The sequence below is a fragment of the Rhodococcus sp. FW305-130 genome (assembly GCF_058788335.1).
Genome location: NZ_JBYTAP010000010.1, coordinates 153,088 through 179,100 on the forward strand (window position 1 = coordinate 153,088; position 26,013 = coordinate 179,100).

19 protein-coding genes are annotated in these 26,013 nt (G+C 59.0%); 11 read left to right on the forward strand and 8 right to left on the reverse strand.

The window, feature by feature from the left end; genetic code table 11:
* Positions 1-5: 5 nt before the first annotated feature.
* From AC3WQS_RS27510 to AC3WQS_RS27525, 4 genes are all read left to right on the forward strand, one after another.
* Positions 6-1,880: a glycosyltransferase family 2 protein gene (locus tag AC3WQS_RS27510; RefSeq protein WP_492712911.1), complete on the forward strand. Its 1,875-nt coding sequence runs from the start codon at positions 6-8 to the stop codon at positions 1,878-1,880.
* A gap of 176 nt (positions 1,881-2,056) precedes the next feature.
* Positions 2,057-3,961, forward strand: a complete 1,905-nt coding sequence (locus AC3WQS_RS27515) for an alkyl/aryl-sulfatase (protein WP_492712910.1) — start codon at positions 2,057-2,059, stop codon at positions 3,959-3,961.
* A gap of 150 nt (positions 3,962-4,111) precedes the next feature.
* The gene (locus tag AC3WQS_RS27520) at positions 4,112-4,714 is read left to right on the forward strand and encodes a DUF4203 domain-containing protein (protein ID WP_492712909.1); all 603 of its coding nucleotides are present in this window, start codon (positions 4,112-4,114) and stop codon (positions 4,712-4,714) included.
* A gap of 288 nt (positions 4,715-5,002) precedes the next feature.
* Positions 5,003-7,636, forward strand: coding sequence for a winged helix-turn-helix domain-containing protein (locus AC3WQS_RS27525; RefSeq protein ID WP_492712908.1), 2,634 nt, complete (start codon positions 5,003-5,005; stop codon positions 7,634-7,636).
* Between the two features lie 245 nt (positions 7,637-7,881).
* On the opposite strand, the gene AC3WQS_RS27530 is transcribed toward AC3WQS_RS27525, so the two are convergent.
* Entirely contained in the window at positions 7,882-8,370 is a 489-nt protein-coding gene (locus tag AC3WQS_RS27530) for a DUF1269 domain-containing protein (RefSeq protein ID WP_492712907.1), read from the reverse strand.
* A gap of 254 nt (positions 8,371-8,624) precedes the next feature.
* Between AC3WQS_RS27530 and AC3WQS_RS27535 the strand changes: the two genes are divergently transcribed.
* Positions 8,625-8,843: a DUF8691 family protein gene (locus AC3WQS_RS27535; RefSeq protein ID WP_492712906.1), complete on the forward strand. Its 219-nt coding sequence runs from the start codon at positions 8,625-8,627 to the stop codon at positions 8,841-8,843.
* Between the two features lie 92 nt (positions 8,844-8,935).
* Here the strand turns inward: AC3WQS_RS27535 and AC3WQS_RS27540 are convergent, their stop codons facing one another.
* From AC3WQS_RS27540 to AC3WQS_RS27570, 7 genes are all read right to left on the reverse strand, one after another.
* A complete protein-coding gene (locus AC3WQS_RS27540; RefSeq protein ID WP_492712905.1) occupies positions 8,936-9,193 on the reverse strand; it encodes a hypothetical protein in 258 nt (85 codons plus the stop codon).
* A 20-nt stretch (positions 9,194-9,213) separates the two neighbouring features.
* Positions 9,214-9,627: a DUF7144 family membrane protein gene (locus AC3WQS_RS27545; protein WP_492712904.1), complete on the reverse strand. Its 414-nt coding sequence runs from the start codon at positions 9,625-9,627 to the stop codon at positions 9,214-9,216.
* A 257-nt stretch (positions 9,628-9,884) separates the two neighbouring features.
* Positions 9,885-11,081 carry an AI-2E family transporter gene (locus AC3WQS_RS27550; RefSeq protein ID WP_492712903.1) on the reverse strand — a complete coding sequence of 399 codons (1,197 nt, stop codon included), beginning with the start codon at positions 11,079-11,081 and terminating at the stop codon, positions 9,885-9,887.
* A gap of 608 nt (positions 11,082-11,689) precedes the next feature.
* On the reverse strand, positions 11,690-13,375 hold the full coding sequence (locus AC3WQS_RS27555; protein WP_153212087.1) for a N,N-dimethylformamidase beta subunit family domain-containing protein: 1,686 nt from the start codon (positions 13,373-13,375) through the stop codon (positions 11,690-11,692).
* A gap of 611 nt (positions 13,376-13,986) precedes the next feature.
* Positions 13,987-15,288, reverse strand: a complete 1,302-nt coding sequence (locus AC3WQS_RS27560; RefSeq protein ID WP_158024842.1) for an MFS transporter — start codon at positions 15,286-15,288, stop codon at positions 13,987-13,989.
* Positions 15,289-16,847: 1,559 nt separating this feature from the next.
* On the reverse strand, positions 16,848-17,003 hold the full coding sequence (locus AC3WQS_RS27565) for a hypothetical protein (protein ID WP_153212837.1): 156 nt from the start codon (positions 17,001-17,003) through the stop codon (positions 16,848-16,850).
* Positions 17,004-17,032: 29 nt separating this feature from the next.
* Positions 17,033-18,307 carry a CaiB/BaiF CoA transferase family protein gene (locus AC3WQS_RS27570; protein ID WP_322742299.1) on the reverse strand — a complete coding sequence of 425 codons (1,275 nt, stop codon included), beginning with the start codon at positions 18,305-18,307 and terminating at the stop codon, positions 17,033-17,035.
* Positions 18,308-18,664: 357 nt separating this feature from the next.
* Between AC3WQS_RS27570 and AC3WQS_RS27575 the strand changes: the two genes are divergently transcribed.
* The 6 genes from AC3WQS_RS27575 (at position 18,665) to AC3WQS_RS27600 (ending at position 25,727) form a co-directional block, all read left to right on the forward strand.
* Positions 18,665-19,771: an LLM class flavin-dependent oxidoreductase gene (locus tag AC3WQS_RS27575; RefSeq protein ID WP_492713168.1), complete on the forward strand. Its 1,107-nt coding sequence runs from the start codon at positions 18,665-18,667 to the stop codon at positions 19,769-19,771.
* A gap of 5 nt (positions 19,772-19,776) precedes the next feature.
* Positions 19,777-20,448, forward strand: coding sequence for a cysteine hydrolase family protein (locus tag AC3WQS_RS27580; protein ID WP_492713167.1), 672 nt, complete (start codon positions 19,777-19,779; stop codon positions 20,446-20,448).
* Positions 20,449-20,542: 94 nt separating this feature from the next.
* Entirely contained in the window at positions 20,543-20,833 is a 291-nt protein-coding gene (locus AC3WQS_RS27585; protein ID WP_070797393.1) for a Dabb family protein, read from the forward strand.
* 90 nt (positions 20,834-20,923) lie between these two features.
* Complete coding sequence (locus tag AC3WQS_RS27590; protein WP_228118164.1) at positions 20,924-21,298, forward strand: cupin domain-containing protein; 375 nt, start codon at positions 20,924-20,926, stop codon at positions 21,296-21,298.
* Positions 21,299-21,428: 130 nt separating this feature from the next.
* Positions 21,429-22,916: an aldehyde dehydrogenase family protein gene (locus tag AC3WQS_RS27595; RefSeq protein WP_492713166.1), complete on the forward strand. Its 1,488-nt coding sequence runs from the start codon at positions 21,429-21,431 to the stop codon at positions 22,914-22,916.
* A gap of 72 nt (positions 22,917-22,988) precedes the next feature.
* A complete protein-coding gene (locus AC3WQS_RS27600) occupies positions 22,989-25,727 on the forward strand; it encodes a winged helix-turn-helix domain-containing protein (protein ID WP_070797394.1) in 2,739 nt (912 codons plus the stop codon).
* Positions 25,728-26,013 lie beyond the last annotated feature (286 nt).

Here is a 26,013-nt window from a genome sequence, read left to right on the forward strand (position 1 = left end):
TGGACGTGGCAGTGACCGACACCGAGCACGCGGCACACGAGAGCTCCGCCGTCGCCGACCATTTCCGCTCGGTCGACAGCGCGCCGGCCGACTACGCCGTCGATCGGCCACCGAGCGGGACCAACGGATTCCTGATCACGTTCGCCGGACTGTCGATCCTCGCGATGTGTCTGCGAACATTCCTCGTGCACTCCGGATATACCGATATGCCACGTGACCTGGTCATCTTGTCCGAAGGGCGAGGGAAGGTCGTATTTCCGTTGCGACTGTTCCTGGTCATGTTCTTTTTGACCTACGCAATCCACGCCTACTCGAACATCTGGCGCAGAGTCTTCATCGGAATATCTCTGCTGGGAAAGTATGCGGTGTTCTGCATTGCCATCGACACTGCGGCGTGGCTGCTCCATGACGCCGGGATCATCTCGATCTCGGTGTTCGGCGCCCAGATGATCTCCGGCCTGATCGCCCTCGCCATCTTCCCCCACACCCTCCTACGCCAAGCCCAACTTCCCCCGCAGGGCCCGCTACCCTCGAGCCCCGGCATACCTGTGAAAGCGTTCCTCGCTCTATCGGGTTGCCTCGTGCTCGCGATCGCGGGAGCAGCGATCGCCCTGCACCTTCTCGATGACCTCGTCGACACTCTCAAACACTGGGCGATCCTGGGCGGTATCGGTGCCGGAGTATTTCTGATGCAACAACTCCTCGCCGCCTCCACTGCCCTGTTGGGCATCCGCGCGTTGAGAAAATCGCGGAGCCACGACTTCGCCCCACCGGCAGCGGTTCTCGTACCCGCGCACAACGAGGCCCACGACATCGGCGACACCATCGCCGCCGTCGACGAGGCCGCCGGAACCTACCCCGGACGGATTCACCTGTACGTAGTCGACAACGCTTCCACCGACAACACACACGAGGTCGCCGAGCAGATCATCGGTGAATGCCTCAACATCACAGGGACGGTCCTCGACTGTCCCACCCCGGGCAAAGCCATCGCACTCAATATGGGTATCGACCACATCGAAGAAGAATTCGTCGTCCGCATCGACGCCGACACCGTCATCGGCGCAGGCTGCCTCGAGACCGCGATGCGCCACTTCGCCGACCCAAACGTCGGCTGCGTCGGCGGGATTCCCATGCCGCGCGAGCAAAAGACCTGGATCGACAAGTGCCGACTGATCGAGGTGTACATGCGGCACGGTTTCTTCCAGGTCTCCCTCGACGGCTACCAAGGCGTCATGGGCATCCCAGGGATGTTCGCGATCTATCGCCGAGCCCCGGTGGTCGAGGTCGGCGGCATGGTGCAGGGGATGAACGGGGAAGACACCGACATCTGCATGCGACTGGCCGCAGCCGGCTACCACAACGTGGCAGACCCGAAAGCGGTGTACTACAGCGAAACTCCGGCATCGTACGCCCATCTTCTCGAGCAACGCACCCGCTGGTTTCGTAGTATCTACCACCTCGCAGCCCGGAACCGGGCACTGCTCCTGGATCGACAGACCATGATCGGTACCTTCGTACTGCCGTTCAATCTGGTCAACGCCGCACGCCGGGCAATGCTTGCACCGCTGCTCATTTTCGCCGCCATCGCCGGATTTGCTTTTCCCTCGACGTTCACCACACTGCAATGGCAACCCATCGTCGCCACCATGCTGGGAATGTCGATGATCATGACCGTCATCGTCTGCTTGATCTGGCAACCGAGCTCGGTGAAATACGTGCCTGCCTACCTGTGTTTCCGTCTACTGCGCAGCTACTTCACCTTGAGGTCGACCCTGAGCTTGATCTATCCGCCGATACACCCACATCTACCGTCAGGGCTGATGGGTCGCGCCCAGAACTGGTTCCGCCGCTCGATGGACACATCGTCGACGCGGTAGGTATCGAGATGACGACGGCGATGCCGAAGAAACGCACCTCAACCCGTGCGAAGCGCACCTGTGACCCGGAGCATTCTTCGACCGTGGTCTGCCGCGGTATCGCGCCTACCACTGCACTCGTCAATCACCCCTAACAGGTGAAGTGAAACATGCCCACCGCATTCCACACTGTCGGTATGGCTACGACATCGAACCCAGCATCCGAGTCCATCATCCGCCAGCACAAGGCGCTCCTCGAGAGTCTGCCTTTCTCCGATACTCAGGACTTCGAGGACGCCACTCGTGGTCTGGTGGGTAGCCGCGTGCCGAACGCGATCCACGCCGAGGACGGCAGTGTCGTGTGGGACAACGACACCTACGCTTTCCTCGAGGGAGATGCACCCGAGACCGTCAATCCGAGCCTGTGGCGGCAGTCCAAACTCAACGCACTTCAGGGATTGTTCGAGGTGGTACCCGGTATCTACCAGGTTCGCGGCTTCGACCTGTCGAACGTGTCATTCATCGAAGGTGACAAGGGAGTGCTGGTCCTGGACCCACTGGTCACCGAGGAGACAGCCGCTGCCGCCCTCGCGCTGTACCGCGAGCACCGCGGTAACCGGCCGGTTACCGCGGTGCTGTACACACACCCGCACGTCGACCATTTCGGCGGCGTCCGCGGCGTCACCACGCAGGAAGATGTCGACGCTGGTCGGGTCCCGATCATCGCCCCCGCAGAGTTCACCGAGCATGCAGCGTCGGAGAACGTCTACGCGGGCACCGCGATGGCCCGACGATCGGCGTACATGTTCGGGGCAGCGCTCGCACGTGGCCCGCAGGGCGGGCTCGGTACCGGCCTGGCGCAGACGGTTGCGACAGGCAACATCACGCTCATCGCACCGACCCTGGACATCACCGAAACAGGCCAGGAGGAGACGGTTGATGGCGTTCGCATGATCTTCCAGATGGCACCAGGAACCGAGGCGCCTGCCGAGTTCCTGGTGTACTTCCCCGAGCACAAGGCATTGTGCGCGGCAGAAGATGCAACCCATACGATGCACAACCTGCTCACCCTGCGCGGCGCACTCGTGCGCGACCCGCATGCCTGGTCGAACTACCTCACCGAGACCATCGACCTGTTCGGGGACGAGGCCGAGGTCGTGTTCGCCTCGCACCACTGGCCCACGTGGGGCAACGAACGCGTGGTGAAGTTCATTTCCGAACAGCGTGACCTCTACGCGTACCTGCACGACCAGACACTTCGCCTGATCAACAAGGGCTGGATCGGGAGCGAGATCTCCGAAGAGCTCCAGCTCCCACCCCTCCTCGAGAACGCCTGGCACGCCCGCGGATACTACGGGTCGACAAGCCACAACCTCAAGGCGATCTACCAACGCTACATGGGTTGGTACGACGGCAACCCTGCGCACCTGTGGCAGCATCCCCCGAAGGCACAAGGCAAGCGCTACGTCGAACTCGGAGGCGGCGCGGACACCGTCGTATCCAAGGCGCGAGAATCGTACGACGAGGGCGACTTCCGTTGGGCCGCAGAAATTCTCAGCCACGTCGTGTTCGCCCAGCCCGACCACTCGGACGCACGCACTTTACTTGCCGACACATTCGAACAGCTCGGTTACGGCGCGGAAAACGGCACCTGGCGCAATATCTTCCTCTCCGGCGCCACCGAACTCCGCGAGGGGCAGTTCGGTACCCCCACTGTATCAGCGTCAGCAGATGTCATCTCTGCACTCACACCTCAAATGCTGTTCGACGCCATCGCAATTCAGATTGACGGTCCTCGTGCGTGGAATGAGAACTTGACCATCGATATCGTGCTCGCTGACACGGACGAGCGATACCGGCTGCGGCTCGCGAACGGTGCACTCACCTACAGTCCACGACCTCAGAAAGACGTGGCGGACGCCGTCCTCACCGCGACTCGTCGGACCTTGCCTGCTCTCGCGCTCGGTGGGCTCTCGACCGAGAGTCTGGCGGACGCCGGAATTGACGTGAGCGGCGACGGCTCTGTCCTTGCCCGACTTGCCGCGCTCCTCGATCCCGGTGACGAGAACTTCGCTGTCGTCACCCCTGAACGCCCGAGCTAGCCACCAACCCTTCGCCCGAGACCTTTCATCCCGAAAGATCCCGGGCGAGGAGGGTGGGCTCCACACTGCCCGACACCGTTCCTCCCTGGGCTTGGTCTGAGCCGCTCCCAACCATCACACGCAGATGTGCATACCGATCAAGGAGTGAATATGAACGGAATCGCGGTCCTGTTGGTCGGACTCCTGCTCTGCTTCTACGGTATCCGCTCCCTGCACCTGGGTGTGTTGGCCATCGGTTTCGGGCTCGGCTGGATGATGGCGGACCTCTTTCACGCCTCACTGTCCGCACTGCTGCTGTTCGGACTTATCGGTGCCGTCAGCGCTTGGATCGTGACTACTCTCGTCTTCAAGTTCTCCGCCTACTTCATCGGCGGGCTCACCGGCGCCATGGCCGGCGCCCGCGCCGCCGACGTTCTTCAACCCGGGGACAACGACTGGGCGTTGAGTGCGATCGTCATACTCGCCGTCGCGGTCGCGGCTGCATTCCTGGCAGACAAGTACCGCGCCCGAGCGCTGCTGTGGCTGACCTCGATCGGAGGCGCGAGCATGATCCTCAACGGGCTGGGACGGACCACGGACGCGCTCGAGTTCCTCCGAAGCCCAGAACCCGGATGGCAACAAATTTTCGCCACCGCCGCGTGGATCGCACTCAGTGTCGCGGGATGGATCGTGCAGCGACACCTTTTCGCAGACAAACTCGGAATCAAAAACACCCTTGTCGGGAACAACAGTCCGGAACCCGAACGATCCTGAAGACAATGTTGGCTCCCTGCACGAGCCGTGCGGTAGCGCTCTCGATCTTGTTCACATCTGTCGCTGATCCACTGAAACCGGCACGGGCCCAACCCCCTCGACAATTATCTATCGCGGTAAAGGGAGCGAGGGTCATCAATCGGATGCGAGCTTCCGTGCGCGGCGCGTAAGGAGGGACTTTCGTCCAATTCGATGCACAAAATCGTACCAATTGTCCGGGTTTAGCCTAGCCTGGCATTGTCTTGTTGATTTCGGCGGTGAACCTGCCGGGCCGGCGAAAGGCAAAAGATGAGCGACTCACATGGCGCGCTGACTCCAGCGCGGTTCCTCGTTTCGTCCGCCGATGCCGTGTCCCTTCCCCTCAACCCCGTGTCTATGGCGAATCTCGTCCATCGTGAGCGGCTGCATACACGTCTGACGAATGCCACCGTCATCGATCCCGACACGCACGGCAAGGTGGTTGTCGTCTCCGCTCCCGCCGGTGCAGGAAAAACGTCGTTGCTGGCGGAGTGGGTAAACACGCTCGACACAGCGCATGCGTGGATCGATCTCGTTGAACACGAGAACAATTCGATTCTTCTGTGCCAAACCCTGCACCACGCGGTGGCCGATGCCTACGAATTCGACATCGATCTGCCGCCTCCGCGGCCGTCGACTGTCGTAGAGACCTATATCGAGCAACTGTGCGCGGCGATCGCCGCCACCGGGCGTGACCTGGTACTGGTACTCGACGACGTTCACCACCTGCACGACGGCCTCGCGCTCGCTGCACTAGACCAACTCCTCGCGCACGCGCCCCCGTCACTGTCGATCATCATGGCCGCACGATACGAGCCGCCCCTGACGTTGCATACGGTGGCACTCGAGAGCAGATTGACACGACTGGAAGCCGTCGATCTCGCGTTCGATCTACACGAAATACGCTCTCTCGTCGAACAATACGACATCGACATCGAACCAGAGCACCTCGCGCTGATCGAACAGACAACACAAGGCTGGGGAGCGCTCATCCGACTGGCGGCCCAGTACATCTCCGAACGAGACGACCTCCCCCAGGCATTGCACGAATTCACTCATACTCCCCGGCCCGTGTCGGATTTCCTCGTCGGGGAAGTGTTGGCTGCCCTCTCCGGCCGAGTCCAAAACTTCCTCAAGTCCACCTCCGTGGTGGACTCGTTTCACGCCGAACTCGCCGATACCCTCGTGGGTGGATCCGACGCCAGCGCTCAGCTCGACACACTGTTACGACGAAACTTCCCGCTCATACATCGGCACGACGAATACCACACCACGTGGTATTCGTACCATCCGCTACTGCGCGAACATCTCCGAGCGGAGATGTACCGAACTGACAAAGATACCTATCTTCACCTGCACCTGCGCGCTGCCGCCTGGTACGAATCACACCATCTCGACCTCGCCGCCTTCGATCATGTCCTCGATACCCCGGACGGAAACATCGAAGAGTTCCTCGAAAGGCGTGGGCTGGGCATAATTTTGGATGGTCACGGCCAAGAGTTCGTCGGCAAACTGGAGCGCAGTCCAACCGAGGTAGCGGAAAGCACTGTGGTGAAGCTTCTCCACGCCGCCGAAGCTCTGTCCACCGGCGAACCGACTGCAGCTGCGGTCTACCTCGAATTCGCCGAACAGGCCGCACTCCTCGATTCCGATCACCGGGCACTTCTGGTCGCCCTCAAACTCGAGATGACGCGAACGCTCGACGATCCGACATACCGGACACTTTCGACTCGGTTGACCGAATTACCGCCCACTGGGCACCCGGACATCGATGCGTACTCCCATTTGCAGCTCGGGTCGACCTTGTCATACGAGGGCGTCTTCGACGAGGCCCAGGTCGAATTTCGCCGGGCGATCGCCGCCGCGCAACTGCGAAGTCGCAACCTGTTGATTCTGGATGCTGTAGGGCGTTTGGCGATCACTGCCGGCCTCGACGGTGACCTCGACGCGATGCGCCGATACGGCGCCTCGGGACTTGACTACGCCGCCGGCCACCATCTGACAGAGTCCCCTGAACTCGCACTCAGTGCTGCTGCTTCTATCTTGTCCACATACCTGCGCGGACAGGAGATCTCTTCGCCGCTGAGAGCGATGAGCGGTTGCACAGACAACAACGGCTCACCGTACGATTCGCATGCACTGATCGTCTTCGAGTTGCATCGCTTCGATACCGCAGGCGAGGATCGCCGGATTCACGCTGCCCGAATGCGCGACGCTACAGCGGGGGTGATCTCAAACCACACGTGGGAGACCCTCACCGAGGCGCTGGTACCGCTAGTGGTGAACGCGTTTCTCGAGATCGGCGAAGTGGACTGGGCGAAGAAGCTGGTCTCCGACGTACTCGCGCGGAACAGCTCATCCGGCGGCGCCCACTTAGCTCGCGCTTCCATCCATCTCGCGATCGGGAACCTGACACAGGCCCGAAAGGACCTCCTCGCGGCCGAATCGGCGAACTCCACCTCCCTGGCACACCCGATCTACCGGTCGGTACTCGAAACAAGCATCGAACTGGCAACGGGAAACCGAACCCAAGCGTTGTCAGCACTGTCCACGGCACTGTCGATAGCCGCACCCCGCCGCACCATACGCCCCTTTCTCGGGTACGCGAAAATATTGCGCCCTGCCTTCGACACGTTCAGTGGACACTTCGGTGACCTCGACGATTTCGCTCGACAGTTACAGGAGCTACTCGCCGCACCTGAGTCGCCGCCAGCGCTCCTGACCCCCAGTGAACAGAAAGTATTGCAACAACTCATCTCTGGTGATACCACCGAAACAATCGCCGCTGACCTGTTCGTCTCGGTCAATACCGTCAAGACCCACCTTCGCGGGATCTATCGAAAATTCGATGTCAACACCCGCCGTGATGCCGTGCGCGTGGGCCGCCGACACGGCCTTGTGTGAGCGAAGAACACACCCGAGTATTGACAGCGCCTGCGGAGCATCGTGAGCGAACTGCAGACAGGCTTCGCACCGGGAGGTCTCAAGTCCGCCTGCAGCGCAACCAGTTCCCGCCGCACGTACCTCACAGGACCACCTGCACTGGCGGGGCCTATTGCCCTGCAGGGCAAATCGAGAACAGATGCCTTTTACCGAATACGGCACCTCGGTCCAGTGCGGACCGAGGTGCTCGAACAGTCAGTTCGGTATCAGTCCGCGAAAACTTCGCGGAGCTGTGCCTCTTCGGCATGCGAGAGATTCGTCGAGATCAGCTCACCGGATTGCCCGGCGAAGGCCTCGTGCACTCGGTCCACCGTCGCGTCGGTGGTGAGGATGAACAGCGCTGAGGTACCGGGGGTGACTTCTTCGCGTACCCGATTGATGAATCCGTCGTCGATCCCGACGTCGGTCAACGCGCCAGCCAAAGCTCCCAATCCGGCTCCCAGTGCCGCACCCAGGAGAGGGACGAAGAACAACAGCCCGAGAAAGAGACCCCAGAAGGCGCCCCCGAGCGCTCCGGCACCTTTGACGTCGTTGAGCTGATGGGTTTTAGGCTTCTTCGCTCCTTCCGGCCAGCTCACTTCGGCGCCGTCACGGATGGTGATCAGCTCTTGCTTTTGCAGTTCTTTCAACGTCTCGACCGCATCATGCGCTCCGTGCTCGGTCGGGAACTTCCACACTGTCAACGTGCCAGCCATACTTGCCTCCAACGATGTGGCGCTTGCAGCGAAGGGCTGCCGGACAGCATCGACACTAGGGATACCAGGGATGCGGAGCCTCATACGTGAAGGATGAAATGTGAGCATCCGCCTCACTCACCCCATGAGGATGAAGCGCAGTGGCAGGCCTATCGGCACACTGGTCGAATACCGTCGCGGCACCTGATCGCCGGTCACCCGAGTCGCCGTCACGAATTGGTGGGCATGAGTCTCTTCGGCGAGAAAGGACGACGATGGCACTGACATTTCCTACCCGTTACCAGTTTCTGATCGACGGGGAAGTATCAGAGCGTGTGCAAGCTGCTTTTCCGCAGCTGCAGGTCGGGCACGCCGTAGGTGGCTTCACCACGCTCTACGGTCCCGTCGCCGACCGAACGAGTATGCGCAGCATCATGGCTCGGCTCGACGCGCTCGGACTCACCGTGGCAGAGCTACGACGCTTGCCGGACTGAGCCTGAGCGGCTCTGTGACAATTGCCGGCTTCCCCGCGCTGCGCGGGTCGCCGGTGACGAAGCGACCGGCCTGATCATGTCCTCTCACATGTTCATGCGAGCAATAAGAGCGTGGTGATCGCCAAGACCAGCACCAACATCGGGTAGAACACCACAGCATCGAGAATGAGCGCATCCGAGCCCTGGCTACTCGCCTGAGAAGATCCGGAGCTTTCAGAGGGGTTCTCTCGTAACGCATCCGAGCGTGCGTCGCTCGTACGATCACTGCGCGCCGCATCCAAAGGCCCCCCACCTTCACTGGGCGACGGTAGAGCGCAGCCCTCATCATGGGCGCTCTGAACATCATCCATGGTGGATTGCACCTTCTACCCTACGGAGCCGGGCGCCAGGTCGCGACCGCCCAGATCACCACGACGTCCAGGGCGATGATCACCATCGACCATGCCGGGTAGTGCGGCAGCCACAAGAAATTCGCCACGATCGACAGTGCCGCAATGACGAAAGCCAGTCCGCGGGCCCATGTCGTGCCCGCGAACATCCCCAGCGCGACCACCACTCCGAAGGCGCCCACGACGATATGTATCCAGCCCCACGCCGTGACGTCGAATTCGTAGGTGTAATCGACGCCGACGACGAACAGGTCGTTGTCGGCCAAGGCGGTTATCCCTTGAAAAACCGACACCATTGCGGCAACGAGCAGAAAGGTCGCAGCAAGAAACGACGTTCCGGCAGCAAATCCTTGTTTCACCGAACTGTTCGACTGCGCACCCACGGAAGTAGACATGAAACGTCCTTTCGTCAAAGCCTGCTGACACTGGCATTGTCAAACGAAACCTTCACGGGCACATCATCCCTACAGGATGAGCTACCACTTCTGACGAATGCCGGCATCTGACCGCGCTCCAGCGAAAAAATGAAGCATCACGACAGAAGTGCCGAACACACACCGGGTTGAACACGCCCACAGCGAATGCCGGCGACCACCAGCACGCCATCGATACACGCCAACCGACAATCCAGGTGCGAGGTGCGTCCTTGCCCTTACGTGCGCACATCCTGTGTCTCATCATCCCCGTCATCCGCCGGTGTCGCCGACTTCTCACCAGCGTCTTCCTGTCCGGACGAATTGTGTTGGAGCACCGCGTCGGTCAACTGCGTCGATGCACCGGAACTCTCGCCGGACTCGACGGTGTCGCGTAGGAGTACATCCATCCAACGAGTCGAGGGATCGATGTCGATCAGCAAAGCCTTCGCCAACAATGTCAGAGGAATCGCCAGGATAGCGCCCAAAGGGCCCAGGGCCCACGACCAGAAGACCAGTGACAAGAAGGTCAGTGTCACCGAAAGACCGACCGCGTCACCGACGAATTTCGGCTGAATAATCGACTGGATGACGACGTTGACAGTGCTGTACAAGACGATGACAGTGACCATCGGTCCGAAGCCTCCATCCAACAGTGCCAGGAGGGCCGGAGGGATCAGACCGAGAACGAAACCGATATTCGGGATGTAGTTGGTGATGAAGGAGAGCAATCCCCACAGAATGGGTAACGGAATTCCGAGCAGCCACAACAAACCAGTGTCGAGCACCGCCACGATGGCACCGAATACTGTCGATACGATCAGATACCGTCTTGTGCCGGTTGAAAATTGGGTAAAGGCCCGTACGATATCCGGTCGGTCGACGACGAGGACGCGCATGCGTTCGGGGTATCCGCTTCCGTCGAACGCCATGAACAGCAGCAGCACCACCAGAAATACCAGGTTGGAAACAAGCGCGAGCGTGCTTTCGAGGAGGCCTGTCAAAATTCTGGCTATCACGTCCGAATCCAGACGAGAGAACAGCGCGTGGACCTGATCTGAACCGATCCCTGCGTTGCCAAGGGCCGACTGCGCTGAGCCCAGCAATCTGTCGAATTCGTCCTGGTAGGTAGGGAAAAGCGTTCCGAGTTCGGCGACCGAGTACACAAGAACGAGCACCAGCGTCACGAGAATTCCGTAGACCGCGACGAGCGCCAGCAGGGTTGAGAGCCATCGAGGTAATCCCTTACGGTGCAGCCATTCCGGAAGCGGGTGGACCGCCACGGTGAGCATCAGCGCGAGGAAAACGGGTCCTACGATCCCAGAGAATGCACGTATGCCGGTGACAGTTACGACCAACCCGGTGAGACCGAGCAGCACGATGAGTCCCCGCGGCAAGAGCCATGAAGGGCCCGTCTGTGCTTGTGGTCCGCGCATCATCGTCTCCCGGCCAGAAAGCAGTGATACGAGAATAATGTCCCATGGCGCGCTGACCGGCATCACCCACAACTGATGAGTGCTCCGCCCACCTTTGCAGCCGCTACAGGGTTGCGCGCCCTTCCGACGAGAACATGAGACCGCCTGTCTGAGTGGCACGTTCGAAACCGCGTCGACGTCGGCGGCACCATTCGACCGATAGCTCGTCTTCGAATCCCTGGAGAGCGCCTATGAGCAGCCGAACTCGCTGAGCACCCTGCACATCGGCTAATCAACGAAGCTAGCCCCCAAACAGGACGAGTTGATGCTTAAGCAAGAACAAACCGTACCACACAGTCTATTTTGACGGGATACGGTAGGGTTCCGGGGTAGGTTGCGCGACAAAGCGTTTCATCTGGAAACCGAGGACTTTCGGCGAACCTCGGGCGGATAACGTCGGAGCATCGTCAACCTCTCTCGGTGCATCAATGCCTGAACTAGACAAAACGAACTCCGGAAAACTCGGGGTACATCAAAGTCTCCGGACTCGCCGGTGCGATTCAGGTCCCGATGCTCGTCTCCACTAACCGCCGAGTGTCCGGGCCCGATTGCCGCGAAATCTCGCAGTGCTAGGTGCGTTTGCACTCGGTGAGCAGGAAGTGATCCAGCACGTTGTGAAGAGCCTTTGACGCAGTGTTGTCCCCCTCGTCGACAAGCAGCGATGGGATGAAGGCAATCGAGCCCACCGAAAACACTGCGCCGCCTTCCGGCACGTCAAAGTAGACCATGTCCGCACGAATGTCCGTGTCGTTCGGGCCGCTTGTGGAGCCGTGGTAGACCTGAAGCAACTCCTCGATAGCCCGCTGGGTGCCCTCAGGGTGATTCTCCGACGACGCCAGCACTACCGTGCCAGGCGGTGTGCCCAGTCTCGCGTCTACTCTATCGAGCTCGTCGCCCGCTGCGCCGCCAAGTAGCAGACCTCGTTCTCCGATGAGGTCACCCTCAATCCCTTCAAAGAACCAGGGCAGAATCCGTTTGGCCGCAGGATTGACGACAAACGGCCGGGAGCCGCCGCCCTGGGCCGCCATACCGACGCCGACAAGCCTCTGAGGAGCGCGGCCCCGTAGTCGCCAAAGACCGCCTGCTTCCCAACTGCTCACCAGATCGACTTCTCCAGGTTCGGAGGCCCAAGTACGGATTCCTGCGTGCCCGCGCCGAATCTCCACCACTGGCGACTCGGAGTTGATCAGCCCTGTTACCCAGTAGAACCCGTTTCCTCCGAGGTAAGCAAGCTTGCCGCCATTGTCGCGAAATGCCTGGAGACCGTCAAGCATCTGACTTGTGTGGTATTCAGGATGGCAACCAGTGATAACTACGTCATAGTCGTCGAGTACGGCTGCCCCTCCGTTGTGCAACTCGAGATCGGTCAGTACGTCGTACTCGTAGCCCGCCCACTCCAGCCATTCGATCAAATAGAGGTCCCCGCCGAACCCGCGTCCGCAACCGAATGTCCAGGTACGGTATTCGGGCCGAAAGTCGAGCAACGGGCGAAGCCCGGACGAGTAGTGAATACCGCTTCCGTCGGGGTGCGTATCGTATAGAGATAGACCAAACTCTCGCCCAACAGGGACATGCTGACTACGGGCGGTGGCGACGGCTTCGGGGTCCGTAAGCCCGAATGCACCTTCAGCAGCGAAGAATTCGATGAGGTTCTCGTTGCCGTACGCGAGATAGGTGAAAGTGGACGCAAGGAAAGCGATACGGCTTCGGCGTGTTCCTGATCCAGGTACAACGAAGAGTGGCACCGTGTCACTGTCTCCCGCCGCCGTCCGAAGCTCGATTCCATAGACCGCGCTCGGCAGATCGGATGGAAGCGCATCGATAAACAGCGGATCCCACCCACTGTCTATGAGGTCGGTTGAATGAAAGTGCGCGGCGGAATATTGATCCCGGCACTCCCTAAACGAGTCGGTCGTGGCGTCCCAGTTTGGTCCAGTGACACCCTGGTTTGGCAGGTTCACCAACCGGCCGGGTGACGCGGCTCCCGCCAGCGCAGGGCAGAAGTACCTGGTCGCCCCGGAGCGCTGCGGCGCGAGATCCCAGACCGCACCGCCGGCGCTGCGAACGACCAGGGCGATCTCGTGGAGTTCCTTCCCACAGAGGTCATCGAGGTGACTTCCGAAAACCACGACGGGAGCAGACAACTTTCCCTCAAAATTGTTGTCGGCGCGGCCCCGCGAGTAACCCTTGCGATCAACGATATCGCGTGAGTTTCGCGCCCCGAAAGTCACTTGCTGACCAGTGAACGACACCATTTCGTCTGCGCGGGAGGCAGTTCGGTCACTTGGCGCGTAGCTTGGATCTCGGCCGACGACTGCCACCTCGATTCCATCTCGAGAGATTTGTAGGCCGACGAATGACCAGGCTCGCTCGCACATGACATCCGGGCAGTGAACCTCGTGGGTGCGACCCTCTGGCGAGACAACGCACGCAACCAGGGTGCCACCAACCATTTCCAACAATACAGTCCGGCCGCCTTCTCCAACGACCTCGACGATCGTCTGCGCACTACCTGCTCCAAGATCGGTGGGGTGTACCCAAGCACCAATTGTGAAACCCACGTGCGCGGATACTGGCATGGGCAATTCGGCAACGAAGAAACTTCCGATACAGCCGGTCTGACTAGACAGCGGATAAGACCCGGCCCCAGTCCAAGGTATGGTTTCGACTGCTCCACTGACGTCGCGGCCGGGGATTGGACCACGTCCGATTCTGACTAGGCTTACCTCGACGGAGGACGCATGACCGCTGGCATGCACAGCAATCTGTTGACCTGGTTCGTAGGACATCCGGTCCAGGTAACCGGCTAGCGAAACTTGAGACATTTCTACTCCATTCAATCGTGCAAGATTTCGTCGAGCGACGTTCAATACGTACGTGCGACGACTTTGACATCGGGATCGATCGTTACCCGCTTTGCAACCATGACCAGACATGCGCCGATGAAGAGCAACCCAGCGCCGACGAGGAAGACCAAGTTGAGTTGGTGATGGCCTGACACGCTCTCGTCGAACCACTCGCCGCTGTGGTGGATCAAGACGAGGCTGCAGAGAATCTGCAGACAGGTCGCCAGGCCGACCACCGTTCCGGTGGCACGCGCGCCTACGATCTGCGTGGAGTACGCGGTAAGTGAACCGTAGAAGATGGTGTTAGCAACGACCATCGACGACGTGGTGAGGGCCGCCCATACGATCCAGTGGACCGACAGGACCGCAGAGATGCTAAAGCACAGCCCCGCGAATACCAGCCCCGTGCTCATGTAGAGGTTGATTCGGCCCCGGAACACCCTACTTAGTATCGGGCTGTTGACGAACGCAAACAGGAAGGGCACTGCGAACGTCAAGGAGGACACCGTAGCGACCACATCAGGATCGATCTTGTCTAGCTTAATCAATCCATAACTCACCCAGGCGAGCGGCAGCGAAAAGGACGCCGCACAAAAGCCGGCCATACACACCAGCCACACATTCCTGTTGCGCAAGACATACAAGAGCTCGCCGAGTGGCAGCGACTCCTCCCTCTCAACTGAGGACGCAACCGATTCGGCGCCCGCCTTGGTGTCGACCGGACGGTCCGTGACCTTAATCAGCGCCACAAAAGCAGGTACACAAATGATTGCGATTACGATAAACGCAGTTTGCCACGTCGTGTGGTTTGCAATAGGCAGCGCAATCAGAGGAGTCGCGATGCCTGCAGCGTTTGCCGATGCTATCCAGTACGAGGTTGCCTTGGTGCGCTCGTGGAGAGGAAACCAGTTCGCGATCATCCGATTGCTCGGCGCCCAAACCAGTCCGAAGAACGCACCGAAAATCATGTTTCGAATGTACATCTCGGAGAATGTCGTTACCCAGGCCATACTGACCGATAACACGGTCACACCGACGCAGGCAACGAGTAGAAGTAACCGGGGCCCGAAGCGGTCCGCCAGAACGCCAGCCAAGAACAGCATTGGAGCGTAACCGATGTAATACGACGACAGAATAGTTGCGGTTTGTGCGGAATTCAGCGAAAGAGATTCCGACCAAAATGCCGACAACGCGGAGAACTTCAGCTCGTCCAGCCACATGGCGAGATTTACCGCGATTAATGTTCCCAAGACGAACCAGCGCTTACGCGTACTTGGTGTGCTCGGAACCGAGGTCTCACCAATCGCTACCACTTCACTCATGCGCTCACACTCCATTTTCAACTAGGTCCTCACCGGAAGCGTCGGCACCAAACCGCGACCGACACTGCAGTCATGGACAAATGAATATCGACCAACCTTCTATCCACTGTGCCGACTCTCTCCTTACCCCGGAAAACTCCGACTATGACTTGAATAGATCACAGTCTGATGAGTGGTTGATTTCACGAAATTACAGTGCGAAGAGAGGCTTTCGTTCTCAGCCAGCGAAGGCGATAGAGATCTACTCGGGGTGAATAGCAGATCATCACGAGGTAATCAGGACGAAAATGTCACCCCAGCTGAACACATTGACCTCGACATAGCTTCCCGCGAGCGGTGCGAAATCTCAACCAATAACAAGGATTTCGACCGTGAGCGTCGATTACGGCGCCCTCCTCCCAGTCATCGCATTGGTGCGCGCTCAGCGCCGCGAACATCCCAACCACTCAAGTGCAGTGCAAAGATCTCACGCCTTTGACGCTACAATGCCCCTTAGGAAGATTAGCTTGACATTCGCGTACATCTCTCTCGAAGTTTCACCAATTACGCAAAGAGAGGCCCCTAGTTCGAAGAATCTTCGGTTTATTAGCAACAGCTGAGAGAATTGCGAAGCGCAAGTGTGGGCTTGGTCCAGTATCAGCGCGTACGATCAGGCGCCAACTGAAAGGTGCGTCGCTGCTGAGGAGGGAAGGGCCATTCCCGTTGCGCGACCATACTAGAACGTGGCAACGCTGGCCTCTCCTACGAGGTCGCCGTGCTGATGTTCAAACTCGCCGCCGCGAGCACCGGCGCTCGTCCGGATTGGAGGTTAGGTCGCTTCGCTCGCGCCGCAGAGCCGCTGTGCAGCTCGCAGTGGATCGAGCGCCGTTGCGGTCGATCTCGCCGGTTTGCTCCTAAGAGTTCCGAATCTTGCTTATTGACGATTGAATTCATCGCAACATCTGAATCGGCACCCGACATCCGAATGAGACCAGACAGGAGGGGCAGAAAGTGCGCCCCCTGCTCCCAACTGTGCATCCACCCGCCAAACGACAAACCAACTCGAAAACAAGACACCGAAACCAGCACTGCTGCAACAACATTTGACGTTTAGCCAAACAACACCGTGAACACCCGCCGAACACAGTCCAAACCACAAGAATTTCGACACTTACTGATACACAACTATATTCAGAATCATTCAACATCAGGCAACACACCGCCCCCCGCCGGCACACCACTCCCCCGCCCGCCGAGCCCGAACACCCGCCGGCACCTAAATCCGACGGCACCACACCCGCACCAACCAAACAAACACCACGCCGACATCCACCACGCGCCATCACCCCCTCAGGGCGCATAAAACAAGCACACGCCACACAGTTCGCTAGTTCAGGCTCAGCGTGAACAGCCATCAACCCCACAATCACCACCCGGAGGTGATCACTTCAGGCGCCCGACGACGTTCGAGGCGAGGCAGACAATCACCAGCCGCACTTGTGACTTGTCTGGGGTGGCCACCTCGTCCGCCGCGGGCACCCCGGCCGCTGATTGAGACACGTACATCTGCGACAAAGTCGCTACTTAGAGAAATCTCGGCGGGAGTCCATCTTCAGCGAAAGTGCCTCTGCGACAGAATAATCGAATTCGGATGGATTGGCATCGACATCGGCAATAGCAACCGTCACACCGCGACCATCGGCAACACCGGTCGACAGCCCACGCTGAATCTGCATGTTCGCATTCCCTACCGTGATCGGGATCGCTATGTGGAAATCCGGAGCTGGCGCAGTTCCTCGATCACCTCCTCGGTGTGCTGTCCTAAGTCAGGCGGCGCCATTCGGGCCGTTGAGGACACTCCGTCGATATGCCACGGCGAGCCAGGATAATTCAGTTCTCCGAACCTTGGATGGCGAGATGTTAAAATCATTCCGCGGTTGCGTAAGTCCGTGTCAGTCAATACTTCCGCGAGGCTCCGAATTGCTCCTGCGGGAACGCCGGCAAGGCCGGCGGCGACAAGCACCTCCTCCGTTTCCATGGACATCAATTTCGATTCGAGGGCTCCACGAAGTTCATCGACGTTTACGACGCGACTACCGTTGCTCGCAAAACGCGCGTCAGTGGCCAAGTCAGGCATGCCGATTGCTTCGCAGAGGTGCTCCCATTGCCGATCATTCCCAACCGATATATTTATCTGGCCGTTCGCGGTGTTGAATGTGCCGTATGGCGCAAGCGTCGTGTGCTGATTTCCGTTTCTTCTTGGGCTCTGTCCAGTCGCGAAGAAAGCCCCGGCTTGGTATGTGAGCATCGAGACAAGTGAGTCCTGCATCGCAAGGTCGATATAGCATCCTTTGTGGGTTCCCGCCCGGCGCACCAACGAGGCGAGGATTGCCTGCGAGGCGAACATTCCGGATGCTATGTCCGCGATGGGGATACCGCTCTTGGTTGGTCCCCCGCTCTGCGTTCCGGTAATGCTCATCCATCCGGATGTTCCTTGAACAACCTGGTCATACCCGGGGCGTTCAGACTTATCCCCGAATCCTGAAATCGAGCAGTACACCAGACCCGGGTTCATCGTTCGCATCTGCTCTTGGCCAAGCCCCAAGCGGTCTGCGGTTCCCGGACGCCAATTCTCCACGACAACGTCGGCTGAGTCGATCAGATCGACTGCGAGTTTCTGATCATGTTCACTCTTCAAGTCAAGTTCGATGCTGCGTTTGTTCCTGTTTACCGATAGAAAATAAGCGGAGGTGTCGCCAACGAAGGGTGGCCCCCAACGCCGGGAATCATCGCCACTTCCGGTGCGCTCCACCTTGATCACATCAGCACCCAAGTCTGCAAGCAACAATGTGCAGTATGGGCCGGACAGGGCTTGCGTGAAGTCCACGACGCGAACACCTTCGAGAGGAATAGGCACTACACTTTTCCGTTCCGTCATTGGCAATACTTGCCAGAGGCTGTGGCTCTTGTAGACGCCGAATCCGTCATTGAGCCCGTCACAAGGCGCGCGGCGGCGAGGACAGCGCACGCACCACATCATGCACAAACCGCGACGCAATGCGTATCACCTCAATTGGGTGATACGGGTGACCAGAATCGCGGTTCCAAACCACCCACCCGAGGTGGCGCAGTGTGAAGTAGAGCACAGCAAGATAGCTACCAACTCCGAATGCACCGTCACATCAACGCACCCGCCTACCAGTTCAACAGACTGGCATCGCTCCGTTTCCGCTCCCTTGCTTGATATCGGCAAGAACCACCGGTTGGGCGAATCCCGTCAAATTGCTTCCGGTGGAGTTCAATTCGGCACACCAAGTCTCTACTTGAAGAACCGAACACGGCCTGCCACCTCCGATTTCATGACGAGCCGCGATGGCTCAGAAAAGGATGCGAACCCATGTCCCATACCGTCCAACTCGGCGTCTTCATGCCCGTCTTCAACAATGGCTGGATCATCTCCAAGAACGCTCCACAGTTCATGCCGAATTGGGAGATGAACCAACGTATCGGAAGGTATGCAGAGTCGATCGGCTTCGACTTCCTGTTCTCGGCAGTGAAGTGGCGCGGTTTCGACGGCGAGACACAGCACTGGAACCACACCCTGGAACCAGTGACCGAAATGAGCGCAATCGCGGCAGTTACCAGCCGGATCAAGATCATTGCATCAATGGTGCCTCTCTACTTGCATCCGGTGGTTGCAGCGAAGATGGTGGCGACGATCGATGACATCAGCGACGGACGATTCGGCGTAAACCTTGTCAGTGGAACGTATTTCGGTGAGTTCGCGCAGATGGGGATTCTCCCGGACGACTATGCGACCACACGGTACGATCGACTCCAGGAGTGGCTCGACATCGTCAACCTTGCGTGGACCGAGGAGCGCGTCACCTACAAGGGCAATTACTGGCAACTTGAGGACTGCCAATGCAGCCCGAAACCAATCCAGAAGCCGAGGCCGCTCTTGGTCTGCGCAGGCATGTCGGAACGCGGCATGGATTTCACCGCAAAGAACGCAGACATGAACTTCCTCGCCGGGAAGAACTTTGGCGACCTCACAGCAGTGGCGTTGCAGTCGAAGGCCGTTTCGAGTCGAGTAGGAAAGCTCAACGAAACAGCAACAGTCCTCGTCATCATCATCGCTGACACCGACGAAGCGGCTGAGGCTGAAGTTCAGTACTACAGGGACGGAGTAGACGTTGCGGGTTGGCAGAACCTCACGCAAGTCTACGCCGAGGATTCGGATGGGAAGATGGCGCAGGCACTCCTCGAACAGGCGAAGAACGACGTTTTCTACGCAGCTTTACCTGTCTACGGAAGCCCAAAGACGGTGGCCGAGAAGCTAGCCAAGATCGCGTTGGACGGTCAGATCGACGCACTACTGCTGACGTTCCCGGATTACATGGAGGGCCTGCGGCGGATGGATCTGGAGGTAAAGCCGGAGATGGAGCGTCTCGGCATCCAGTTCTCCACCACCACCACCACGTCGGCAGGAATGGGACAGTGACGATCATGCCCAAGACTGCACCTCTAACCCTGGATGCTGCTCGCACGGTTGTCCTTGCTATAGACATCCAAAACAGTTTCACCCATCCCGCAGGTCTAGTCGCGCGAACGGGCGGTGATCGGGAGTCGATGATTTCTACCATCCCCTACATCCGGAACCTGGTCGAGGCCGGTCGAGAGCAGGGAATGCCAGATATTTGGACCCAGCACATTCACTATCCGAACGATGCCAAGTGGACTCGTCATCAGGTAGTCCCCCATAGCTTCCGCTGGGAACACGGACCCAGCGCACTGAAAGGCTCGTGGGAAGCAGATTTTGCAGACGAGGTGAGGGACCTGACTGATACTTCTGCTGAGATCATCCAGAAGCACCGGTTCAGTGCGTTCTTCGATACTCGACTCGACACGCTGTTGCGCATGTTGGACACCCGCACCGTGATTATCACCGGACTAGTCACGACGCACTGTGTTGAAGGCACGGCCAGGGACGCTTACCAAGGCGATTACGACGTGATCGTCCCCGCAGAATCCGTAGCGGCTTTCAACAAGCCTTCGCATGAAGCAAGTTTGTCATTGATCGACAATACCTTCGGCAAGGTACTCCCGTCCGAGACTGTGCAGCGACTGATCGCAGGCGAAACTGTGGACATCAACTACCAATCGCCTTTCACTGTGTGACGCGCTACCCCACCCAATGCCCCTTGTCAGGGCGCTCAGGAAGATTGACTTCCGCCCTCATACGGCAAAAATCCAACCGAAGAAGAGGTCATTCATGATCGAACACACAGTCAGTTTCAGTCTCAAACACCTTGCGGATTCCGCCGAGGAACGGAACTTCATCGAATCTCTTCGCAGCATTGCCGATATGCCGAGCGTTCAGAGATTCAAAGTCAATCGACAGGTAAGCAGCAAGGGGCCCTTCGATTTCCAGATCTCGATGCAATTCGACTCTCAGGAAGAACTCGACACCTACGACGCGAGCGCGGCACATGTCGAGTACGTAAACCGGCGCTGGATTCCGGAGGTCTCGGAATGGCAGACTCTCGACTTTGTCGAGATCTGAAGCGCGGTAACCCGTTTCATGGGCGCACGAACGTGCCCCGAGACACTGATCCGCCCGAAAAGCCGAAACACCTGAGAAAGGAGACGTCACATGAACGATAAGAACAGCCAGACAGATCTGCCGTCACTGGTCCTCGTTCCATCCGAGGAAGTCCGGGGCGATCTAGAACCGAAGGGGCGGCGTGCAGGTGCCGACAGAGGAGATCCGCAAGTGGCACTGCGCTTGCTGGATACCCTGGGCCGCGGCAATGTCGGCATCTGGGAATGCGAACCCGGCGGATGGGCCATCCCGAACCGGGTAGACACCGAAGCCAGCTACCTCCTTGCCGGCGCCGTGGACGTAACAGACGACTCGACGGGTATCACTCGCCGGATTTCCGCCGGAGATTACATCCTCATGCCCAAGGGGTGGAGCGGACGTTGGGATGTAGTTGAGACGGTCCGCAAGGTCTACGCAATCTACTGAAGTAGAAGGTCCTGCCCGCGATGACTTGTGTGGCCGGGGCCCTCTATAGCTTTCGGATCTCCCCGGAACCATGCCCGGCGCAACACATTACGACCCTGCACACCGATTCAACACCACATTGGAGGAACCTGTGACCATCGTTCAGCCGCCATGGATCGAAACCTCGGGGGCACGAGATTGGCCGATGCACGTCGCCGGACTTCCTGTCGGGGCCGCCGACGAGCAGTGGATCAAGGTTTACTCGCCCTCCCAGCCGGAGATTCTGCTCGCACGAATTCCGCGCGGAGGTGCCGTTGACGTAGACCGGGCGGTCACGGCAGCGCGTCAGGCGTTTCCTGCATGGCGTGCTCTCCACTTCGCCGAACGCCAGCGCCGGCTGTTGGCGATCGCGGATTCGGTGGAAGAGCATAAGGAAGAACTGGCGCGCCTGACCGCTGTCGACACAGGCAACGCCTTGCGCACGCAAGCACGTCCCGAATGCCAGGTCCTTGCCGATCTATTCCGATATTTCGGTGGTGTGGCTGGTGAGGTAAAGGGAGTGGTTCTACCTTCCGGTGAGGGTCAGCTCCAGTACTCGGTGCGTCAACCACTTGGCATCGTGGGGGCGATACTGCCCTGGAATTCACCGCTAATGATTGCCGGCATGAAGATTCCGGCCGCACTCGCTGCCGGTAACACGTTGGTGGTCAAGGCAGCCGAAGACGCTCCACTCGCAGTTCTGCGGTTGGCCGAATTGTGCGCACCGTTCTTGCCCGATGGGGTCTTGAACGTGATCACCGGATTGGGGGACGAGTGCGGAGCGCATCTTGTCCGCCACCCCGGCGTCGATAAAGTCTCTTTCACAGGCTCGACCGCGGTGGGGCTAGATGTTAGCAGGGCCGCTGCCGCACGGATGGTCCCGGCGTCCCTCGAACTGGGCGGTAAAAACCCCAACATCGTCTGGCCCGACGCCGTATCAGAGGCAACGATCGAAGGCATCGTCACCGCAATGCGTTTCACCCGTCAAGGCCAAAGTTGCACGGCCGGCTCGCGTCTCTTCCTGCATCGTTCAATTTACGACGAGGTACTCGAGGGTGTCGTCCGCAAGGTCAAGCAACTTCGGATTGGCGATCCTCTCGACGAAGCCACTGACATGGGTTGCCTGATCAACGCGAAACAGCACCAACGCGTATCGTCCTATATCCGGGAGGGGCGCTCAACGCCCGGTACCTCACTCGTCTATGACGGTGCCGAAACTCTGCCAACCGGACTTGGCGGTTTTTACCACGCACCGACAATCTTCAGTGGCAACAATACCTGGCGGCTCGCCCGCGAAGAGATCTTCGGACCAGTGATGGTGGTGGTGCCGTGGGAGGAGGACGAGGAGGTCCTTGCGATGGCCAACGACAGCAATTACGGGCTGGCGGCCTATTTGTGGTGCAAAAACATCGATCGCGCCCTGGGCGCCGCAAGTAGAATCGAGGCTGGATGGGTCCAGATCAACCAGAGCGGTGGACAGGTGGTCGGTCAGTCCTACGGTGGCTTCAAGCAAAGTGGACTCGGCCGGGAAGTATCGCTCGAAGGGATGATTGAAGGATTTACGCAGATCAAACAGGTCAACATACGCATTTCCAGATGAGTTGGCTTCGAAGATGCATTCAGGGGGCGATAGTCTACGTACTCGACAATTGAGGGAGAGGATGCGGCCCACATGGAACCGGACGTTCAGGCATCAGCAATCGATGTCGAGGCCCTGAGATGGGTCGCAAACCGGACGACTGCACCCGGCCTCCCCGACGGCGTTGTCGAGCGCCCACGCCTGTTTCGCCTCCTGGACAACTCTCTGGCCTATCCACTGGTAACTGTGACCGGCCCGGCCGGTTGGGGAAAGACCCAGCTTCTCGTTTCGTGGATCCGCTCACGGCATTCTTCCTTGGACGCCGCTTGGCTAAGCGTCGACAGATCAGATACCGACCCGAGGATCTTCTGGCCGGCATTGATGACAGCAATATCGCATGTGCGACAGACGATTTCCGACACGGAAGCCCCAGTTGACACCATCGGACCGGTCCGCGAGGCGCTGGTCGGTCTCGCCGCACCCCTGATTCTCGTCATTGACGACGTTCACCTCCTTGAGGGCACAGTCGTCGAGTCGCAACTTGCTTCACTAGTGCATATGCTGCCGCCAGGAATTCGCGTCTTCCTGAGCGGTCAGTATCTTCCAGCCCTGCCCTTGGCGAAACTGCGCGTTGAGCAGAAAGTCTTCGCCATCTCGGGCAAAGAACTCGCCTTCACAACATCTGAGTCGGCCGAAATGCTGATGAACTCCGGAGTCGACGTCCCCGAACAGGTTGTGGCTGCCCTGAGAGATCGTACCGAGGGCTGGTCAGCCGGTTTGCGTCTCGCCGCGCTCTCCCTCGACGATGGATTGTCACCCGATGACCTACTCAAGCAATTCGGAGGCGATCACATCGATGTCGCGGATTACCTCATGACGGAGGTGCTCTCCCACCTTCCCACAGACATCGAGGATTTCCTGCTCCGAACGTCTGTATGTGAACGATTGACAGGGGGACTGGCATCTGAGCTCAGTGGCCGCCAGGACGGTATGGAACTGTTGAAATGGATGGCGCGACACAATGTCTTCACAACGGCGGACAGTCCTCGGCCGATCTGGTTCCGATACCACCCGATGCTCTCTGAGCTTCTTCAAAGTCGGTTGGACCATCTGGGCCGTGAAACGGTAAACCACTTGCACACCACCGCGATGACCTGGCTAATAGCGCACAAAATGCCGGTGGAAGCCGCCGAACATGCACTGCGCGCGGAGCAATGGGACTCGGCTACCGACATCCTCGTAGGCACCTGGCTCGGAATGTACATCGACGGAAAACTAGTCCAGCTACGTGAGCTAATCGACCGTCTACCGCCCGAAATCCTCGCCGAGTCACTTCTGGGCCACGTCCGTACTGCGATAGCGCTAGCGCTAGGTGATGCCACCCCCGATCCAGAATTTGGTTGGCGCTGGGATCGATTGCCCTGTGCGAGCGGAAGCTCTCGCTTATCGCACACACCCTCACTCTTTCCTCAACCGATCGACGCCTCCGAAACAGATGCAACTTTGCTGAAGTCCGACACCTTGCCTGCATTGTCAGAGCTCGTCCTCGATCTCGAGCGTTCCCGATTGGTCGGAGACCTTGCTGGAGCGAAAAGTTCGGCGCAGCAACTCATTAACCTGTCCAGGTCTCGCGACGTGGTTAACGCGGGTGAGGCCTCAGACCTGCGGGCGCTCGCCCTGCAACAGCTCGGTATGACTGAATACTGGGCCGGACGACGAGGCGACGCCGAAGCACACCTGCGTGAAGCCTTGTCGGAAGCCACCGGTAGTGGTCGTACCTATGTCCAGCTGGGCTGTCTCGGCCACCTCGTCCTAGTTTTGACCGCCCAAAATCGACTCACTGAGGCACTGGCCGAGGCCGCAACAGCGGTGGCACTCGCTCGTCGAAACAACTGGGAGTTCACAGCAGCTACTGCCCCCCTGCGGCACGCGTTGAGTTGGGCGGCCTATATGCGCGGGAATCTCGATCTCGCGGTCAACCATCTCGACGTCGCTGAAGTGGAAGTTCGAAGACATGATGCCGCCGTCCGCGCAACGATCCTGTTGGTGCGCGGCATGATTACCGGGATCCGAGGACGGCGGCGGGACGCGCTGGAACTACTCGACGAGGCGGCCCAGGTAGTAGCGCGAATGCACACTCCGTATGTCTTCAGGGACTACATCGTTGGTGGACAAATCCGTTCGATGGCAAACATAGGTGATCTCGACGGTGCCCTCTGTGCGTTGGCTGTACACCCTGAAGATGCCGCTGGTTCCATTCATTTGAGCACTGTGCGCGCGGAAGTACTCGCCGATACAGGCGACCTCGAATCAGCGATCGACCTTCTCACGCGAGCAACCCGGACGGGCAAAGGGTTCATCGACCAACACGTTGAGGCATTGGTTCTACTCGCTGTCCTCCGGGAGCGCACCTCGGACCAGAACGGTGCTCTCAGCTCGATCTGTGCTGCAGTGTCTCTCGCAGCACCCGAGTCCTTCGTCCAGCCATTCCTGCAATTCGGCCGGCCCGCCGAGCATTTACTCGAGTCAGCAGCACGCCATTCTCACCTCGACCGTGTATTCGTCAAACAGGTCTTACATGCGTTCGATACATTGCGACCCGAAGTTTCGAAACTATCTGCATTGACAGACTCGCTCGATGAACTGCCTACCGAACGAGAACTCGAGGTGTTGCGCTCGCTCGACAGTCTGGACTCTCTTCCGGAGCTCAGTGCGTCACTCTTCATATCGGTCAACACACTCAAAGCTCACCTACGCAGTATCTATCGCAAGCTCAGCGTGAGCAGCCGACGCGAAGCGGTCGCGAAGGCGCGATCGCTTGGCCTCGTGTAGCTACACCAGCCGCCCGGTCTACACCGGCTTGCGGTCATATTTGGTGTTGCTGTCATAAGAAGACACAACGACACGGGGGAACGCGTCGCCTGAACAGATCTTGGTTACGAAATGGTGCTCCGCGTGCGGAAAATGATGTGTACAAAATTGCAGCTGAGGGACACTCGTGAAGTGCAGGGGTGGCAACACGAGGGTGCCAGTTGTCACTCTCGCGTTGAATGGATGTTCTTCTCTGACAAACCCCATGGGAGAGGGACGGAGTGAAGAGTCGCTGGTGGTCTGGGCA

Coding starts and splice junctions, on each gene's coding strand:
- AC3WQS_RS27580 (WP_492713167.1), top strand. CDS start 19,777: ATGCCCAAGACTGCACCTCTAACCCTGGATGCTGCTCGCACGGTTGTC.
- AC3WQS_RS27520 (WP_492712909.1), top strand. CDS start 4,112: ATGAACGGAATCGCGGTCCTGTTGGTCGGACTCCTGCTCTGCTTCTAC.
- AC3WQS_RS27575 (WP_492713168.1), top strand. CDS start 18,665: ATGTCCCATACCGTCCAACTCGGCGTCTTCATGCCCGTCTTCAACAAT.
- AC3WQS_RS27565 (WP_153212837.1), bottom strand. CDS start 17,003: ATGCAGATTCAGCGTGGGCTGTCGACCGGTGTTGCCGATGGTCGCGGT.
- AC3WQS_RS27550 (WP_492712903.1), bottom strand. CDS start 11,081: ATGCGCGGACCACAAGCACAGACGGGCCCTTCATGGCTCTTGCCGCGG.
- AC3WQS_RS27600 (WP_070797394.1), top strand. CDS start 22,989: ATGGAACCGGACGTTCAGGCATCAGCAATCGATGTCGAGGCCCTGAGA.
- AC3WQS_RS27530 (WP_492712907.1), bottom strand. CDS start 8,370: ATGGCTGGCACGTTGACAGTGTGGAAGTTCCCGACCGAGCACGGAGCG.
- AC3WQS_RS27535 (WP_492712906.1), top strand. CDS start 8,625: ATGGCACTGACATTTCCTACCCGTTACCAGTTTCTGATCGACGGGGAA.
- AC3WQS_RS27560 (WP_158024842.1), bottom strand. CDS start 15,288: ATGAGTGAAGTGGTAGCGATTGGTGAGACCTCGGTTCCGAGCACACCA.
- AC3WQS_RS27515 (WP_492712910.1), top strand. CDS start 2,057: ATGGCTACGACATCGAACCCAGCATCCGAGTCCATCATCCGCCAGCAC.
- AC3WQS_RS27585 (WP_070797393.1), top strand. CDS start 20,543: ATGATCGAACACACAGTCAGTTTCAGTCTCAAACACCTTGCGGATTCC.
- AC3WQS_RS27540 (WP_492712905.1), bottom strand. CDS start 9,193: ATGGATGATGTTCAGAGCGCCCATGATGAGGGCTGCGCTCTACCGTCG.
- AC3WQS_RS27590 (WP_228118164.1), top strand. CDS start 20,924: ATGAACGATAAGAACAGCCAGACAGATCTGCCGTCACTGGTCCTCGTT.
- AC3WQS_RS27545 (WP_492712904.1), bottom strand. CDS start 9,627: ATGTCTACTTCCGTGGGTGCGCAGTCGAACAGTTCGGTGAAACAAGGA.
- AC3WQS_RS27555 (WP_153212087.1), bottom strand. CDS start 13,375: ATGGTGTCGTTCACTGGTCAGCAAGTGACTTTCGGGGCGCGAAACTCA.
- AC3WQS_RS27525 (WP_492712908.1), top strand. CDS start 5,003: ATGAGCGACTCACATGGCGCGCTGACTCCAGCGCGGTTCCTCGTTTCG.
- AC3WQS_RS27570 (WP_322742299.1), bottom strand. CDS start 18,307: ATGATGTGGTGCGTGCGCTGTCCTCGCCGCCGCGCGCCTTGTGACGGG.